Origin of the sequence: Nocardioides koreensis (assembly GCF_039531775.1) — a bacterium.
Classification (GTDB): Bacteria; Actinomycetota; Actinomycetes; order Propionibacteriales; family Nocardioidaceae; genus Nocardioides; species Nocardioides koreensis.
The window spans coordinates 159,365-176,662 of the sequence record NZ_BAAAQR010000008.1; the positions used below are offsets into that span (position 1 = coordinate 159,365).

General features: G+C 73.3%; 13 protein-coding genes. 9 read left to right on the forward strand and 4 right to left on the reverse strand.

Annotated features, from left to right (window positions below; all coding sequences use genetic code 11):
• The first annotated feature begins 77 nt into the window (after nt 1-77).
• The 8 genes from ABD268_RS14255 (at nt 78) to ABD268_RS14290 (ending at nt 10,386) form a co-directional block, all read left to right on the forward strand.
• Nucleotides 78-2,249, forward strand: coding sequence for a malate synthase G (locus ABD268_RS14255; RefSeq protein WP_344153307.1), 2,172 nt, complete (start codon nt 78-80; stop codon nt 2,247-2,249).
• The gene (locus ABD268_RS14260) at nt 2,246-2,674 is read left to right on the forward strand and encodes a GlcG/HbpS family heme-binding protein (protein ID WP_344153310.1); all 429 of its coding nucleotides are present in this window, start codon (nt 2,246-2,248) and stop codon (nt 2,672-2,674) included. The genes ABD268_RS14255 and ABD268_RS14260 overlap by 4 nt, the downstream gene beginning before the upstream one ends.
• Nucleotides 2,675-2,688: 14 nt before the next feature.
• Nucleotides 2,689-4,182, forward strand: coding sequence for an FAD-linked oxidase C-terminal domain-containing protein (locus ABD268_RS14265; RefSeq protein WP_344153313.1), 1,494 nt, complete (start codon nt 2,689-2,691; stop codon nt 4,180-4,182).
• On the forward strand, nt 4,182-5,438 hold the full coding sequence (locus tag ABD268_RS14270) for an FAD-binding oxidoreductase (RefSeq protein ID WP_344153318.1): 1,257 nt from the start codon (nt 4,182-4,184) through the stop codon (nt 5,436-5,438). Before ABD268_RS14265 ends, ABD268_RS14270 begins: the two co-directional genes overlap by 1 nt.
• Nucleotides 5,438-6,823 (forward strand): glycolate oxidase subunit GlcF, encoded by a 1,386-nt coding sequence (glcF, locus tag ABD268_RS14275; RefSeq protein WP_344153321.1) that lies wholly within the window; start codon nt 5,438-5,440, stop codon nt 6,821-6,823. Before ABD268_RS14270 ends, glcF begins: the two co-directional genes overlap by 1 nt.
• Nucleotides 6,824-6,851: 28 nt before the next feature.
• The gene (locus ABD268_RS14280) at nt 6,852-8,609 is read left to right on the forward strand and encodes an L-lactate permease (RefSeq protein ID WP_344153324.1); all 1,758 of its coding nucleotides are present in this window, start codon (nt 6,852-6,854) and stop codon (nt 8,607-8,609) included.
• Nucleotides 8,610-8,618: 9 nt separating this feature from the next.
• Nucleotides 8,619-9,380, forward strand: a complete 762-nt coding sequence (locus ABD268_RS14285) for an IclR family transcriptional regulator (RefSeq protein ID WP_344153327.1) — start codon at nt 8,619-8,621, stop codon at nt 9,378-9,380.
• A 229-nt stretch (nt 9,381-9,609) separates the two neighbouring features.
• Nucleotides 9,610-10,386, forward strand: coding sequence for a class I SAM-dependent methyltransferase (locus ABD268_RS14290; RefSeq protein ID WP_344153330.1), 777 nt, complete (start codon nt 9,610-9,612; stop codon nt 10,384-10,386).
• Between the two features lie 88 nt (nt 10,387-10,474).
• On the opposite strand, the gene fahA is transcribed toward ABD268_RS14290, so the two are convergent.
• Genes fahA through ABD268_RS14305 form a run of 3 tightly spaced genes read right to left on the reverse strand, consistent with a single transcriptional unit; the run spans nt 10,475 to nt 13,776 of the window.
• Complete coding sequence (gene fahA, locus ABD268_RS14295) at nt 10,475-11,695, reverse strand: fumarylacetoacetase (protein WP_344153333.1); 1,221 nt, start codon at nt 11,693-11,695, stop codon at nt 10,475-10,477.
• Nucleotides 11,692-12,549 carry a hypothetical protein gene (locus ABD268_RS14300; protein ID WP_344153336.1) on the reverse strand — a complete coding sequence of 286 codons (858 nt, stop codon included), beginning with the start codon at nt 12,547-12,549 and terminating at the stop codon, nt 11,692-11,694. Before ABD268_RS14300 ends, fahA begins: the two co-directional genes overlap by 4 nt.
• Nucleotides 12,550-12,609: 60 nt before the next feature.
• Nucleotides 12,610-13,776: an acyl-CoA dehydrogenase family protein gene (locus tag ABD268_RS14305; protein ID WP_344153339.1), complete on the reverse strand. Its 1,167-nt coding sequence runs from the start codon at nt 13,774-13,776 to the stop codon at nt 12,610-12,612.
• A 78-nt stretch (nt 13,777-13,854) separates the two neighbouring features.
• Between ABD268_RS14305 and ABD268_RS14310 the strand changes: the two genes are divergently transcribed.
• Nucleotides 13,855-15,066 (forward strand): NAD(P)/FAD-dependent oxidoreductase, encoded by a 1,212-nt coding sequence (locus tag ABD268_RS14310; RefSeq protein WP_344153342.1) that lies wholly within the window; start codon nt 13,855-13,857, stop codon nt 15,064-15,066.
• A 160-nt stretch (nt 15,067-15,226) separates the two neighbouring features.
• Here the strand turns inward: ABD268_RS14310 and ABD268_RS14315 are convergent, their stop codons facing one another.
• On the reverse strand, nt 15,227-17,296 hold the full coding sequence (locus ABD268_RS14315) for an acetate--CoA ligase family protein (RefSeq protein WP_344153345.1): 2,070 nt from the start codon (nt 17,294-17,296) through the stop codon (nt 15,227-15,229).
• Between the last annotated feature and the right edge of the window lie 2 nt (nt 17,297-17,298).

Genomic DNA, 17,298 nt, shown 5'->3' on the forward strand with positions numbered 1-17,298 from the left:
TCTACGATTCCATGGAACAGAACATTCATTCCACGATGTGGAATAGATACTGGAATTAGCGTTGCGGAGGCTCCGAGATGGCTGGACGTGTGCAGGTAGCTGGGCTCGACGTGGCGGAGGTGCTGCACCGCTTCGTCATGGAGGAGGGGCTGCCGGGCTCGGGCGTGGACCCCGAGGCGTTCTGGGCGGGCGCCGCCGCGATCATCCACGAGCTGGCGCCGCGCAACCGCGAGCTGCTCGCTCGGCGCGACGAGCTCCAGGCACGGCTCGACGACTGGCACCGCGAGCACCCGGGCGCCCCCGACCCGCAGGCCTACACCGCGTTCCTGCGGGAGATCGGCTACCTGCTCGACGAGCCCGGCGAGGTCACCGTGACCACCGCCGACGTCGACGACGAGGTGGCCCGCATCGCCGGCCCCCAGCTGGTGGTCCCCCTGCTCAACGCACGGTTCGCGACCAACGCCGCGAACGCCCGGTGGGGCTCGCTCTACGACGCGCTCTACGGCACCGACGTGGTCCCGCAGGAGGGCGAGCTCGCCCCGGGCGACGGCTACAACAAGACCCGTGGCGACGAGGTCATCGCCCGTGGCCGGGCCTTCCTCGACGAGCACTTTCCGCTGGCCTCCGGGTCCCACGCCGACGCCACGGCGTACACCGTGGACGGCGAGGGCCTCGCCGTGACCGTCAAGGACGACGTCGTCCGGCTCGCCGACCCGGCCCAGCTGGTCGGCCACCGCGGCCCCCGCGAGGCGCCCGAGGCCGTGCTGCTGGTCCACCACGGCCTGCACGTCGAGATCCAGGTCGACCCCGCGGACGCGATCGGCAGCACCGACGCCGCGGGCGTCAAGGACCTGCTCCTCGAGTCCGCCGTCTCCACGATCATGGACCTCGAGGACTCGGTCGCGGCCGTGGACGCCGAGGACAAGGTGCTCGGCTACCGCAACTGGAAGCAGCTGATGGAGGGCACCCTCGCCGAGGAGGTCACCAAGAGCGGCAAGACCTTCACCCGGTCGATGAACCCCGACCGCACCTACGCCACCACCTCCGGCGCCGACGTCACGCTGCGCGGCCGCGCCCTGCTCTTCATCCGCCAGGTCGGCCACCTGATGACCACCGACGCGGTGCTCGACCGGGACGGCAACGAGGTCCCCGAGGGCATCCTCGACGCGATCATGACCGCGCTCGGCAGCCTCAAGGACCTGCGCGGGGAGTCGGAGCTGGCGAACTCGCGCCTCGGCTCGATGTACGTGGTGAAGCCGAAGATGCACGGCCCGGCGGAGGTCGCCTTCGCCGTGGAGCTCTTCGGCCGGGTCGAGGAGCTGCTCGGGCTGCCGCGCCTGACCATCAAGGTCGGCGTCATGGACGAGGAGCGGCGTACGTCGCTCAACCTCAAGGCCTGCATCGCCGAGGCCCGCGAGCGGCTGGCGTTCATCAACACCGGCTTCCTCGACCGCACCGGCGACGAGATCCACACCTCCATGCAGGCGGGCCCGATGGTCCGCAAGAACGACATGAAGGGCGAGACCTGGATCCAGGCCTACGAGGACCTCAACGTCGACATCGGCCTCGAGTGCGGCCTGCTCGGCCACGCCCAGATCGGCAAGGGCATGTGGGCCGCGCCCGACAGCCTCGCCGACATGTACGAGGCCAAGATCGGCCACCCGAAGGCGGGCGCCTCGTGCGCCTGGGTGCCCTCGCCGACCGCGGCCACCGTGCACGCCCTGCACTACCACCAGGTCGACGTCCGGGCCCGGCAGGAGGAGCTGCAGCGGGGCGGCCGGCGCCGCGACCGCGAGCAGCTGCTCGAGGTGCCGCTCGGCGACCCGGCCTCCTGGTCCGACGAAGACCGGCAGCGCGAGATCGACAACAACCTCCAGAGCCTCCTCGGGTACGTCGTCCGCTGGGTCGACGCCGGGGTGGGCTGCTCGAAGGTCCCCGACATCACCGGTGAGCCGCTGATGGAGGACCGCGCGACCTGCCGGATCTCCGCGCAGCACGTCGCCAACTGGCTGCACCACGGGGTCGTCACCTCCGAGCAGGTCGAGGAGACCCTGCGCCGGATGGCCGCGGTGGTCGACGAGCAGAACGCCGGCGACCCGGCCTTCGTGCCGATGGGACCCGGCTTCGACGGGGAGGCCTTCCGTGCCGCCCACGACCTGGTGTTCGAGGGGCTCACCCAGCCGAGCGGCTACACCGAACCGATCCTGCACCGCCACCGCGCACTGGAGAAGAAGGAGGCCACCTCGTGAGCCTGGACCTGGAGACCGCCCGGACGATCATCGCCGGGGCCCGCGCCCACGCCAGCGAGGCCGGCTTCAAGCCGATGACGGTGGTCGTCCTGGACGACGGCGGCCACGTGGTGGCGGTCGAGCGCGAGGACGGCTCGTCCATGAAGCGCTTCGAGATCGGCTTCGGCAAGGCGCACGGCGCCCTGTCGCTCGGCATGGGCTCGCGCTCGCTCATGGGCCGGGCCGAGCAGCAGCCCTACTTCATCGCGGCGGTCACCTCGGCCGTCGGCGGTGCGCTCGTCCCGGTGCCCGGTGGGGTGCTCGTCCGCGACGGCGACGGCGCCCTGCTCGGGGCGGTCGGCATCACCGGCGACACCTCCGACAACGACGAGGCCGCGGCGGTCGCCGGCATCGGGGCCGCCGGCCTCACCGCGCAGGTCGACTGAGGGGAGGACGGGGGATGTCGAGCACGAGCGGAGCGGCGACCGACGCGAACGCCGGCATCGCTGCGGTGGCCCGCCGGGCCGCCGAGCTGCTCCCCGCGGCCGGGGTCATCACCGACCGCACGGAGCTGCGGACCTACGAGTGCGACGGGCTCGCCCACTACCGGGTCACCCCGGCCCTCGTGGTGATCCCGGAGGACGCCGCCCAGCTGGCCGCGATCGTCCGCACCTGCGCCGAGCACCGGGTGCCCTACGTCGCCCGCGGCTCGGGCACCGGCCTCTCCGGCGGCGCGCTGCCGCACGCGGAGGGCGTCCTGATCGTGACGTCGCGGATGCGCACGATCCGGGAGGTGCGCCGGGAGGACCAGCGCGCGGTCGTCGAGCCGGGCGTGATCAACCTCGACGTGACCCGGGCGGCGACGCCGCACGGCTACTACTACGCCCCCGACCCGTCGAGCCAGCAGATCTGCTCGATCGGCGGCAACGTCGCCGAGAACTCCGGCGGCGCGCACTGCCTGAAGTACGGCTTCACCACCAACCACGTGGTCGGCGCCGAGTTCGTCACCGCCGACGGCGACACCGTCCCCCTCGGTGGTGCGGCCCCGGACAGCCCGGGCTACGACCTGCTCGGCGCCGTCGTCGGCTCCGAGGGCACGCTGGGCATCGTCACCTCCACGACCGTGCGGCTGGTCCGGCTGCCCGAGGAGGTGCGCACGATCCTCGTCGGGTTCGAGTCCACCGACCAGGCCGGCGCCGCCACGTCGGCGATCATCGCGGCCGGCATCGTGCCCGCTGCCATCGAGATGATGGACGCGCTCGCGATCGAGGCCGCCGAGGCCGCGGTGCACTGCAACTACCCCCGAGGCGCCGGCGCGGTCCTCGTGATCGAGCTCGACGGCGCCGCCACCGAGGTGGAGCAGGAGTACACCGAGGTCGAGCGGCTCTGCGAGGTCAACGGCGCCTTCGAGCAGCGGCTCGCGACCGACCCGGCCGACCGGGCGCTGATCTGGAAGGGCCGCAAGTCGGCGTTCGCGGCGGTCGGGCGGATCAGCCCCGACTACATCGTCCAGGACGGGGTCATCCCGCGCACCGCGCTCCCGCAGGTCCTCAAGGCCATCGCCGACCTGTCGAGCTCCTCGGGTGTCCGGGTCGCGAACGTGTTCCACGCCGGTGACGGGAACCTGCACCCCCTGGTGCTCTTCGACGACGCGGTCGAGGGAGCGGGCGAGGCCGCCGAGGAGGTCAGCGGCGCGATCCTCGACCTGTGCATCGAGCACGGTGGCTCGATCACCGGGGAGCACGGCGTCGGCATGGACAAGGCGAAGTACATGCCGCGGATGTACACCGAGGAGGACCTCGACACCATGCAGCTGGTCCGCTGCGCCTTCGACCCGCAGAGCATCTCCAACCCGGGCAAGGTGTTCCCGACCCCCAGGCTGTGCGGCGAGGTGCCGGGGCGCCACAAGGGTGCGCACCCGTTGCAGGAGTCCGGCGTGGCGGAGGTCTTCTGATGAGCACCGGGACCATCGACGCGACCGCGCGCGAGGCGCTGGCCTCGGCCTGCGCCGACGTGCACGACCCGCAGGAGGGTGACGCGGTGGACGGCGTGCGGCCGGGCCTGGTCGCCCGGCCCGCCGACACCGACCAGGTCGCGGAGGTGATGCGGGCCGCGGCCGCCCACCGGCTGAGCGTCGTTCCGCGCGGGCGCGGCACCAAGATGACCTGGGGCACCGCGCCGAGGAACGCGGACGTGCTCCTCGACCTCGGCGCCCTCGACCAGGTGCTCGACCATGCGGCCGGCGACCTCATCGTCGCCGCCCAGGCCGGCGCCCGGCTGGCCGACGTACAGACGGTGGTGGGCCGGGGCGGACAGCGGCTGGCGCTGGACGAGACCGTCCCCGGCACCAGCATCGGCGGCCTGCTCGCCGCCAACACCAGCGGGCCGCGCCGCGTCGCGACCGGCACCGCCCGGGACCTGCTGATCGGCATCACCGTGGTGCGCGCCGACGGCGTGGTCGCGCGGGCCGGGGGCCGGGTCGTGAAGAACGTGGCCGGCTACGACCTCGGCAAGCTGATGATCGGCTCCCACGGGACGCTCGCCGTCGTCACCGACGCCACCTTCCGGCTGCACCCGGTCCCCGCCTCGCACCAGTGGGTCACCGTCGACGTCGACGACCCCGCGCGGGCCCACGAGCTGGCGCAGTCGGTCGTCCACTCCCAGACCGTCCCGGCCGCCGTCGAGGTCGGCTGGGCCGAGGGCCGCGGGACCGTGAGCGTGCTGCTCGAGGGGCGCGACGAGGGTGTCGCCGCCCGGACCGAGAGCATCCGGGGCCTGCTGGGTGCGGGGGCCACCGCCGACGCGGACGCCCCGGCCGGCGGCGCGACGTACCCCTGGGACCTGGCCGCTCGCGGTGACGACCGCGTGACCGCGCTCAAGCTCACCTTCGTGCTCTCCGGCCTCGCCGACGTGCTCGCCGCGGCGCACGGCAGCGGGGTCACCCTGCGCGGCTCCGCCGGGGCGGGCGTGGCGTACGCCGCGGTGCCGCCCGGCACCCCGGTCGAGGAGGTGCGCGCCGTGGTCGACCGGCTGCGCGGCGCCTGCGCCCGGCACGGCGGCAGCACCGTCGTCGTGGACGCCCCCGCCGCCGTCAAGGACGCCGTCGACGTGTGGGGCCCGGTCCCGGCGCTCGGGCTGATGCGGCGGGTCAAGGACCAGTTCGACCCCGACCACCGGCTCGCGCCGGGCCGCTTCGTGGGAGGCATCTGATGGACCAGCGCACCGACCAGGCCGCGATCGGCGAGACCGGCAGCATCATCGACCTCGGCCTGCCCGCGGCGGGCGGCGCCTTCGACGAGCACCACCCGCCGGACGCCGCGCTCATCGGCGACTGCGTGCACTGCGGCTTCTGCCTGCCGACCTGCCCGACCTACGTCCTGTGGGGCGAGGAGATGGACAGCCCGCGTGGTCGGATCTACCTGATGAAGGAGGGCCTCGAGGGCGAGGCCATGTCCGACGAGATGGTGTCGCACTGGGACGCCTGCCTCGGCTGCATGTCGTGCGTGACCGCGTGCCCGTCCGGGGTGCAGTACGACACCCTCATCGAGCAGACCCGCGCCCAGGTCGAGCGCCGCCACGAGCGCTCGGCCTCCGACCGGGCGCTGCGCTCGCTGATCTTCTCGATCTTCCCGCACCCGCGGCGGCTGCGGCTGCTGCGCGGCCCGCTGCGCGCAATGCAGCGCACCGGCCTGGACCGGGCGGTTCGCCGGACCGGGCTGCTGGAGCGGATGGCACCCCAGCTCGCCGCCATGGAGAGCCTCGCGCCTCGGCTCGGCAAGCCGGAACGACTTCCCGAGCGGGTCCCCGCCACGGGGCAGCGCCGCGCTGTCGTCGGCATGCTGACCGGCTGCGTGCAGGGAGCCTTCTTCCCCGGCGTGAACGCCGCCACCGCGCGGGTGCTGCAGGCGGAGGGCTGCGACGTCGTCGTGCCCCGCGGGCAGGGCTGCTGCGGGGCGCTGTCGGTGCACAACGGCCGCGAGGCGGAGGCGCAGCGGTACGCCCGCGGCATCGTCGACACCTTCGAGGCCGCCGGCGTGGACCGGGTCGTGGTCAACGCCGCCGGCTGCGGGTCCACGATGAAGGACTACGCCCGGCTGCTCGCCGACGACCCGGCGTACGCCGACCGGGCCAAGGCCCTCGCCGAGAAGGTGAAGGACGTCTCCGAGGTCCTCGACGAGCTCGGGCCGGTCGCCGTCCGGCACCCCCTCGAGATGACCGTCGCCTACCACGACGCCTGCCACCTCGCCCACGCCCAGGGCGTGCGTGCCCAACCCCGACGGCTGCTCGACGCGATCCCCGGCCTCGAGCTGCGGGAGATCGCCGAGGCCGAGCTGTGCTGCGGCTCGGCCGGGATCTACAACATCCTCAAACCCGAGCCGGCCCGCGAGCTCGGTGACCGCAAGGCCGCCAACATCGTCGCGACGGGGGCGCAGGTGCTGGTCACCGCGAACCCCGGGTGCCTGATGCAGGTGACCTCCGCGATCGAGCGCTCCGGGCACCCCATGGGGATGGCCCACACCGTCGAGGTGCTCGACGCCTCCCTGCGCGGCCTGCCCGCCGACAGCCTCGTGCGACCGCCGGTCGCCACCGCCTAGCCCATCCGCCCATCACCCCGGAGTAGCCATGTTCCAGCAAAGTCTCGACCCGGTCGGCGGGTCGCTCGCCCTCAGTGCGCTGTGCGGTGCGCTGCCACTGGTGACCCTGTTCCTCCTGCTCGGCGGTCTGCGCATGAAGGCGTGGATGGCCGGCCTGATCTCGCTCGGGGTCGCGCTGGTCGTGGCCGTCGCGCTGTTCGAGATGCCCGCCGGGCAGGCGCTGCTGACCGCGAGCGAGGGCGCCGTCTTCGGCTTCTTCCCGATCATGTGGATCGTCGTCAACGCGATCTGGGTCTACAACCTGACGGTGGCCAGCGGACACTTCGACGTGTTGCGCCGCTCCTTCGGGCGGGTCAGCCCGGACCACCGGATCCAGGCCATCATCATCGCGTTCTGCTTCGGTGCGCTGCTCGAGGCGCTGGCCGGCTTCGGCACGCCGGTGGCGATCTCCGTGGTGATGCTGATGGCGCTGGGCTTCGACCCGCTCAAGGCGGCCGCCACGGCGCTGATCGCGAACACCGCACCGGTGGCGTTCGGCGCGCTGGCCGTCCCGATCACGACGCTGGCCACGGTCACCTCGGGCGTGAGCGACGCTCCGGGCCTCGACGTGGACACCCTGGGCAGCATGGTCGGTCGCCAGACCCCGCTGCTGGCCGTGATCGTGCCGCTGATCCTGGTCTTCGTCGTCGACGGCCGGCGCGGCGTGCGGCAGACCTGGCTCCCGGCCGTGGTCGCGGGCGTCGTCTTCGCGATCGGCCAGTTCGTGGCCTCGAACTACATCTCGGTGCCGCTGACCGACATCGTCGCCTCGCTGGTCTCCGCCGCCGCCGTGGTCCTGCTGCTGCGGGTCTGGTCGCCCGAAGAGGAGGTCACCGAGGTCGTGACCTCGGGCGCGGTCGCTGCCGGTGACTCCGGTCCCGGCTCCAAGGTCGGCGCGGCCGTCGGCGACGGCCACGCGGAGCGGTCGACCAGTGGTCGTCACTCGGCCCCCGGCGGCGCCGGGACGACCGAGTCCGGGTCCGAGTCGACGGTCCACGACTCCTCCGCGGACGTGATGAAGGCCTACGCGCCGTACCTGGTGATCATCGCCCTCTTCTCGATCGCCAACATCCCCGCGGTGGTGGACTTCCTGGCCGAGTCGCCCTGGACGACGGTGTTCCAGTGGCCGGGCCTCGACCTGCGCAACACCGCCGGCGACCCGCTCGCCTCGATGACCTTCAAGTTCAACTGGCTGCCCGCCGCGGGCACGCTGATGGTGATCGCCGGTCTCATCACCGGGGCGATCCTCAAGCTCTCCCCGAGCCGGATGCTGAAGACCTACGGCGCGACGTACCACGAGCTGCGCTGGGCGATCCTCACCGTGATGGCGGTCCTCGGCCTGGCCTACGTGATGAACGGCTCCGGCGAGACCACCAGCCTCGGCGTGTGGCTGGCCGGCGCGGGCTCCCTGTACGTCGTGCTGTCGCCCGTGCTCGGCTGGATCGGTGTCGCGGTCACCGGCTCGGACACCTCCGCCAACGCGCTGTTCGGTGCGCTGCAGGTGCAGACCGCGGCCAAGGCCGGGCTCGACCCGGTGCTGATGGCGGCGGCGAACTCCTCCGGCGGCGTGCTCGGCAAGATGGTCAGCCCGCAGAACCTCGCCATCGCGGCCGCAGCCGTCGGCATGGCCGGTCGGGAGGGCGACATCTTCCGCAAGGTCCTAGGCTGGAGCCTCGTCCTGCTGGTCCTGATGTGCCTCATCGTCACCCTGCAGTCGACGTTCGTCCTCAGCTGGATGGTGCCCTAGGAGCCCCGCATGGTCGACGCCCCCGCGGGGTCCCGCGCCGCCGGGTCGGTCCAGTCCGTCGACCGGTCCCTGGACCTGCTCGAGGCGCTGGCACAGGAGGAGAAGCCGGTCGGGGTCGCCGAGCTGGTCGAGCTGACCGGGCTGCCGCAGGGGACCGTGCACCGGCTGCTCCAGAGCCTGAACCAGCGCGGGTACGTACGCCGCGACGCCTCGCGGAAGTACTCCCTCGGCGCCTCGGCGGTCCGGCTGGCCGACGCGGCCCAGCGGTCGCTGGCCCGCAGCGCGCGACCGCACCTCGCCGAGCTCGTCGAGCTGTCGGGGGAGACCGCGAACCTCGCGGTGCTCGAGGGCGACGACGTGGTCTACGTCGCCCAGGTGCCGTCCCCGCACACCCTGCGGATGTTCGCCGAGGTGGGGCGGCACGTGCCGCCGCACTCCACGGCCGTCGGCAAGGTGCTGCTCGCGGGGATGCCGCGCGAGCGGGCCCTCGCGGTGCTGCGTCGTACCGGCCTCGCGCCGCGGACCCCCAGCACCATCACCGACCTCGACGAGTTCGCCACCGAGCTCGACCTGGTGGTGGTGCAGGGCTGGGCCGCGGACGAGGAGGAGCAGGAGGCCGGGGTGCGCTGCGTGGCGGTCCCGGTCGGTGCGCCGGGCGCCGTCGTGGCGGCGCTGTCCCTGTCGGGTCCGGCCGACCGGTTCGCCGGCGGCCGGACCGACGGGCTGGTCGCGCAGATGCAGCGCGTCGCCCGGGCCTTCGCCGACGCCTGACCGGGCCCTTGGGGGCACTCAGTCTCTCGAGCGCAACCCGCCGGTGCCGAACGACGGGCAGTTCGGCTGTCGGCGCTGCGAGCCAGGCGTGAGCATCTCTCTGCGCGCGCGAACTGCCAGTTCTGCGCGACGCTGCAGATCAGCGGGGCGTCACCCAGCGAGCGGACGAGGCCCCTCGGCGCGTTCGCGACGAAGCGGTCCCGCCCGGAAGTCGAATAGGTTGCGTCTCGTGGCGGAGTCAGACGAACGGACGACGAGTTCCCCCTCGGACAATCCTGTGGACCCGAGCCAGGCATGGCTGGAACTCGCTCCGGACTACGAGCGGGCCCGCACCAGGGAGGACTCGCTGGACCGACTCGTGGAGTGGCCTGCGCAGCGAGACCTTCTGGGCGATGTCGCCGGACGGTCGGTGCTCGACCTCGGTTGCGGCAATGGAGGCAAGCTCGCTGAGCTGGTTCGAGACGGTGCGACTGCCTCCGTCGGTGTCGATGTCAGTGGCAACTTCCTCAGTGTCCCGGTCCCTGGCCTGGAACTGGTCCAAGGCGATCTCAATGAGCTGGATGCCGTGCCGCGGATTGCGGGCCGCACGTTCGACCGGATCCTGTTCCTGCAGTCTTTCGGCTACGCGACGGATCCCGTCCGCACTCTGCAGGCAGCGCGCGCGATGCTGGCCGACGATGGATTCATCCTGCTGACCAAGACGCAACCGATCCGATACGCCGTCGAGCAGGCCGAGAGAAACCAGACTTCCTTGGGCGAGGAGTACTTCTCCACCGCGAGGTTCTCCTACCTCAGCGGCTGGAACGATCAGATCACCCTCACCAAGCGGCGCTACACCATCTCCGACCTGATCAACGTGTTCAGTGCCGCAGGGCTGTGGATCGAGACCGCGATCGAGCCTCAACTTTCCGAGGACGCCCGACGCCGCTATCCGCACAAGCAGGCCTGGATGAACACCTACCTCGGCATCCTGGTCTTCAAGCTCCGGCCCCATCCCGGCCGGTAGCCGAGATCCCGAGTGGTGGCCACGGGCCGGTCAGATGCCTTCGGGCTCGACAGGGACACACGCAATGAGACTGCCGGAACGTGTCCGGTCAGCGGGCGGGCTCGATGCGGCCGACGACCTCGCCGAGGGCGATCCGGCCCCCGCCGGTGCCGGGCGCGGTGTAGCGGAGGACGACCTCGTCGCCGTCCTCGAGGAACGTGCGGCCGCCCTCCCAGTGCTCGGCGCCGAACGGCTCCTTGCCGCCCCAGCTGAGCTCCAGGAACGACCCGCGCTGGTCGGGCTCGGTGCCGCTGATGGTGCCCGAGGCGTAGAGGTCGCCCGTGCGCAGCGACGCGCCGTTGACGGTCATGTGGGCCAGCATCTGGGCTGGGGACCAGTACATCGTCCGGTACGGCGGCCGGCTGACGACCTCGCCGTTCAGCACGACCTCGACGTCGATGTCGAGCCCCTTCGCCTCGCCGGGGCCGAGGTAGGGCAGCGGCGTCGGGTCCTGCCCCGGCAGCTCGGTCCAGGCGGCGCCGAGCGCTTGCAGCGGGGTGACCCAGTGCGAGACCGAGGTGGCGAAGGACTTGCCCAGGAACGGGCCGAGCGGGACGTACTCCCAGGCCTGGATGTCGCGGGCCGACCAGTCGTTGAGCCCGACGACGCCGAAGACGTGGTCGGGGAACGCGTCGTGAGCCACCGGGGACCCGAGCTCGGAGCCGCTGCCGACGACGAAGCCGAGCTCGGCCTCGATGTCGAGGCGCCGGCTGGGGCCGAAGGACGGCACCTCCTCGGTCGGCGCCTTTCGCTGGCCCTGGGGTCGCACCACCGGCGTGCCCGAGCCGACCACGGTGCCGGCCCGGCCGTGGTAGCCGACGGGGAGGTGCTTCCAGTTCGGCAGCAGCGGCTCCTGGCCGGGGCGGAAGATCCGGCCGACGTTGGAGGCGTGGTACTCGGAGGCGTAGAAATCGACGTAGTCGGCGACCTCCACGGGCAGGTGCAGGCTGACGTCGGCGAGCGGCACCAGGTGCGGCTGGGTGCGCGCGCGGTGCACCTCGTCACCGAGCACCTCGACGATCCACCCGCGGGCGGTACGCCACCACTCGCCCCCCATGGCCATGAAGGCGTTCAGGCTGGGCGTCCGCCAGGCCGCGGCCAGCTCGGACGCGGGGTCGCCGAGCTCCGCGACCGGCGCCAGGTCGAGGACGTGGTCGCCGATCCGGACGCCCACCCGGGGCTCCTCGCCCGGCCGCGAGAACACGCCGTACGGCAGGTTGTCGATGTCGAAGAGCGAGCCGGCGGCTCCCTCGACCCAGGTGGTGGTCATCGCTGCTCCGTCAGTCCGAGGGTGATCAGGTCGTCGAGCGGCTCGCTGAACGAGCAGGAGCCGAACGAGGTGAACCAGCGCCGGGCGCCGGCGAGGTCGGCCGCGCCCGCCGCCGCGGCCAGGGCGGCGCCGTCGCGTTGCTCGAGGGTCTCCGCGACCTCCGCGGCCGAGGCGCCGTCGAAGGCCCGGCGCGTCGCGAGCAGAAGGTTGACGAAGCCGTGGTGCTCGAAGCCGTCCTCGCCGGTGTGGCGCACCGCGTTGTGGAGCCCGGCGGTGCACTTGAACGGCGTCTCGCGGTCCAGGGAGGCGTCGATCCAGGCCGCCAGCTCGGGTGCGGTCGGGAAGAGGTGGGCCTCCAGGCCCCCGGTACGGAACTTCAGGCGCAGCTCCGCGGCCGCCACCTCGTCGGCCGCGGCCAGCCACTGGTACGTCGGGTCGCCGGGCGGCAGCTCGACGAAGACCGGGACGTCCTCGCCGAGGACGCCCTCGCCGCGGGCCGCGTCGACGGCGGCCACCACGCGGCGGGCGTTGCCGGCCAGGTCGTCGAGGTCGCGCAGCGCGATCTCCACGCCCGCCGGCGTCAGGTTCGACCGTGCGCACGCCTGCGCCGGGCCGGCGATCTGGCCGGCTCCGCCGGTGACGACGATCGAGACCGGGAGGTCGGCGCCGGGTGCGGCTGCCACCTTCGGCACGTCGGTGTCGCGCAGCACGAACGTGCCGACGAGGTCGGCGTACGCCGTGCCGCGCCGTTCGACGTAGGCCGCCGCGGCGTCGGCGAGGTCGGCGTTGCCGGGCGGGAAGATGGCCGCGTCGTCGATGATCTCGACCCACGCGGCCTCGAGTGGGGGCGTCACGCGGCCACTCTAACTGCGCAGCGCATATCGGACGAGGCCGTCCGATTATCGACATGTCGTTCAGACCAGGGCCGAGCGGCCACGCTTGGCCAGCTGGTCGGCGACGATGAGTCGCTGCACCTCGCTGGCCCCCTCCCAGATCCGCTCGACGCGCAGCTCGCGGAAGAACCGCTCGGCGACGTTCTCGCGCATGTAGCCACGGCCGCCGAAGACCTGGACGGCCCGGTCCGCCACCCGCCCGGCCATCTCGGAGGCGTAGAGCTTGGCCATCGAGCAGCGCGCGTGCAGCACCTTGCGGTCGGTCCCCGCGTCGACCGAGCGGGCCGTCTCGTAGGTCATCGCCCGGGCGGCGAAGAGCTCGGTGACGCTGTCGGCGAGCATCGCCTGGACCAGCTGCTTGCGGATCAGTGGCTCGCCGCCGACGCGACGCTCCCGGGCGAACGCCGTGGCCTCGTCGACCAGGCGCTCGGCCGCGCCGAGGCACCGGGCGGCCACCATCAGGCGCTCGAAGCGGAACCACTCGAAGACGAAGGACATCCCGTCCTCCTCCGTCCCGACCAGGTGGGTGGACGGCACCCGGACCCCCTCGAACGCGACGACCGGGTGCCGGTGCCCGAGCGTGTGGGTGTACGCCGGGGTGCGGACCACGCGCACCCCCGGCGCGTCCACGTCCACGACGAAGAGCGCCTGGTCGCCGGCGTGCGGGCCGGATGCGAGCACGGCCTGGAAGAAGACGTAGTCGGCCTCGTGGAACGACGTGACGTGCCACTTGACGCCGTCCAGCACGTAGTCGTCGCCGTCCCGGTGCGCGGTCGCGGCCAGGTCCGTGAGGTCGGAGCCGGCCCCCTCCTCGGTGATCGCGTAGCACTCCTGCAGCTCGCCGCGCACCGTCGGCAGCAGCCAGCGCTCCCGCTGGTGGTCGTTGGCGACCTCGGGCCACCAGGACGGGGGTGTCGCCAGGCACCACGCCAGGCCGTTGGTGACGCGCCCGCCCTGCTCCTGGACAAGCACCTGCTGGAGGCTCGTGAGTCCGGGTCCGCCGACCGAGGTGGGCATGTTCGTCGCGTACAGGCCGAGCTCGAGCGCCCGCCGGTGGTGCTTGCCGGCGACGTCGTCGGGGAGCCGGCCGTCGTGCTCCTCGGCCGCGGTCTCCCAGTCGATCAGCTCGTCGCAGAAGGCCCGGGCGCGCTCCTGCAGCTCGAGGTCCTCGGCGCTCAGCCCGTACATCGGCGGCTCCCCGGGGTCGTGCGGCAGTGGCGGACGGCGTCATTGACTGACCGTTCAGTCTATGCCAGCCTCGACAGGGTGACCAGCGCATCGCCGCGGACCGCCGATGCCGTCGTCGTGGGCGGCGGCACTGTCGGGGCCTGGTGTGCCTGGTTCCTGAGGGAGACCGGCCTGGCCGACGTCGTGCTGCTCGAGCGGCACACCCTCGGCTCCGGCGCCAGCTCGCGGGCGGCCGGCATGGTGCGGGCCCAGGGCGGCACCGAGACGGCCGTCCGGCTGGGGATGTTCAGCCGAGAGTTCTACGCGGGCCAGCGCGAGCGGCTCGGCATCGACTCCGGGTTCGTCGCCCAGGGCTACTTCATGCCCTGCTTCTCCGAGCGGGAGGTGGCCGAGGCTCGGGCCAGGATCGCGATGCAGCAGTCGCTCGGGCTCGAGGTCCGGTGGGTCGGCCCCGACGAGCTCGACGACCTCAACCCGGCGCTGGGGCGCGGCCTGACGCTCGGCGCGTCGTACGCACCCGGGGACGGCTACATCGACCCGCCGCGCAACGTGCTGGCCTACACCGCGGCGCTCTTCACCTCCGGCGTCCGTGTCCGCGAGCGCACGGCGTTCGAGGGCCTCGAGCGGAGGGGGGGACGGGTGACGGGGGTGCAGACCTCGGACGGCGTGATCGCCACCGAGCGCGTGGTGCTGACGGGCGGGCCGACCCTGGCCGCGGTCGGCCGGGCGGCCGGAGCGAGCATCCCGGCCGGGGGAGCCCGGCACCAGGTCGTGGTGACCGAGCCGCATCCCGACCTCGCACCCGAGCGGCTGCCGATGGTCTTCGACGTCGCCTCGGGCATCTACTGGCGCCCAGAGGAGGGCGGCGTGCTGTGGGGGATGAGCAACCCCGACGAGCGACCCGGCGAGGCCGCCGAGCTGGACTGGTCCTACTACGAGAAGATGCGCCAGCGGATGGCGACGCTGCTGCCCGCGACCGCAGGACTCGGCCTGCGCAAGGCCTGGGCGGCCACGATCGACTTCACCCCCGACCACCTGCCGATCCTCGGGCCGCTGCTGACGCCCGACGGCCCGGTCGCCGGCGCCACGGTCGCGGCGGCGGGTGGCCACGGGATGATGTGGGGCCCCGGCGTCTCCCGGGCCGCCGCCGACCTCGCGCTCACCGGCACCACCGACGTCGTCGACGTCAGCGACCTCGGTCTCGACCGCTTCGACGAGCACGGCCGCAGCCGGCTGGCCCCGGACCCGATCGCGCTGCCGTTCCCCGAGAGCGTCGGCAGGCCCGTCTAGGGCACGTCTCTCAAGTCGATGCGCCTGCTGCGTGGGCCTTCGCATCCGATCTGGCGGCGTTGTCGGCGACTCGCGGGACTCCGTCCCGCCTTCGCGCCTCCGCCTTGCCAGATACGGCGCGAAACCCCGCTCGCGACGGCGTCGACTTGAGAGACGCACCCTAGGGGTCGGCCGCGGCCAGCACCAGGGCGTCGACCGCCACCGCGCCCCCGGGATGGACGATCAGCGGGTTCACGTCGACGGCGGCGAGGAGGTCGCCGAGCTCCATCACGACCGTCGACATGGTGACCACGGCCTCGACCACCGGCGCCACCGGCAGCGCCGGCCCGCCGCGGTGGCCGGCGAGCAGCCGGGCCACCTTCAGCGACCCGAGGAGGCGTCGCGCGAGGGCGCCGTCCACCGGCGGGAGGGCCACGGCCCGCTGCGCCAGCAGCTCCACGAGGGTGCCGCCCGCGCCCACCACGACCAGCGGGCCGAGCAACGGGTCCCGGTGCATCCCGAGGGCGATCTCCACCCCAGCGGGCACCTGGCGCTGCACGGTCACGCACGGCCCGAGGCGCGCGGCGAGCTCGGCGTACGCCGCCGCGACGGCCGGGGCGTCGGCGAGGCCGAGGCGTACGCCGTCGACGTCGACCTTGTGGGTGGCCTCCGATGCGGCCGTCTTGAGGACGACCGGGTAGCCGAGCCGCTCGGCCGCGCGCACCGCCGTGTCCGGGTCGGTGGCACGGGTCGTCGGCGCGACCGGCAGGCCGTAGTCGGCGACGAGCGCGAGCGGGTCGAGGTCCGGGGAGCCGAGCCGCGCCGCCCACCGGTCGCGTCGCGCCCGGTCGACCGGGAGGGGGTCCGGGCGTACGGGCGCGGGACCGGCCAGCAGGTGGCCCAGCGCCCGCAGGCCCGAGCGGGTGCCCTCCAGCACCGGGACGCCCCGCCCCCGCAGGTCGGCGGCGAGCGGCTGGTCGACGGCGCTGGAGAGGTTCGTGAGCACCGCCACCGGCTTGTCGGTGTGCTCGACCAGCCGGTCCACCGCCCGGGGGAACGAGTCGTCCCCGTCGTACTCCGGCACCAGGTCGACGGCCAGCGCGACCACGTCGACGGCGTCGTCGTCGGCGAGCGCGGTCAGGCAGCCCGCGAAGAGGTCCTCGGTGCGGGACCCGTTGCCCCACACGTCGAGCGGGTTGGTCGGCTCGAGCCCGGGATCCAGCAGGGCCGCGAGCCGGGCCGTCGTCGCCTCGGACAGGCCGGCGAACGGGATGCCGAGCCGGTCGGCCACGTCGGCGACGAGGACCCGTTCCGCGCCGGAGTCGTGGACGGTGGCGATCCCGCCGGTGCGCCCGTCGGCGGCGCGGGCCCTGACCCGCCGGCCGATCGCGAAGGCCTCGAGGCTGTCGACGAGCTCGCCGAGGTCGTCGCAGCGGTGCACGCCGTACGCCGCGGTCAGCGCCTCCCACGCGGCGTCCGAGCCGGCCAGCGCCCCGGAGTGGGCGCCCACGAGGTCGCGTCCGCGCCTCGAGCTGCCCACCGTGAGCGCCACGACCGGGATGTCGCGGTCGGCCGCCTCGGCGAGGGCGGCACGCAGCCGCGGCACGTCGCGCATCGTCTCCTGGACCAGTCCGACGACGCGGGTCTCCTCCCGTTCCAGGGCGTGGGCCAGGTAGTCGGCGGTGGTCGTGACGAGCTCCTGCCCCGAGGAGACGACCAGGGAGTACTCCAGGCGACGGTGGGTGCGCAGCAGGGCGGAGAACACCGACCCCGAGTGGGTGACCAGGGCGATCGGCCCGGGCGTCAGGTCCTCCGGCTCGAGGTAGCCGAGCGCGCGGACGCCCCGCGTGACGTCGACGAAGCCCATGCACCCGGCCCCGCACACCTCGAGCCCGTCGGCCGCGGCGACCAGCTGCTCCCCGAGGCCGTGCGCGCTGCCGAAGACGACCCCGCCGCCGTCGCCGCGGGCGGCCGCCAGCCGCACCTGGTCGACCAGGGCGGCGTCGGGCACGCCGAGCAGCACCAGGTCGACCGGGTCCGGGACGTCCGCGAGGGACGGCAGGCAGGCGTGCCCGGCCACGTCACGGTGGCGCGGGTTGACCAACCAGGCCTTCTCGACGCCGGGGCTGCGCAGCACCTCGGTGGTCATCCGCCAGCCGAGCGAGTCCGGTCGGTCGCCGGCGCCCACCACCGCGACGGTGCGGGCCTCGAGCATCCGCCGCAGCCGCGGCCGGACCGTGGCGAGGGCCATCG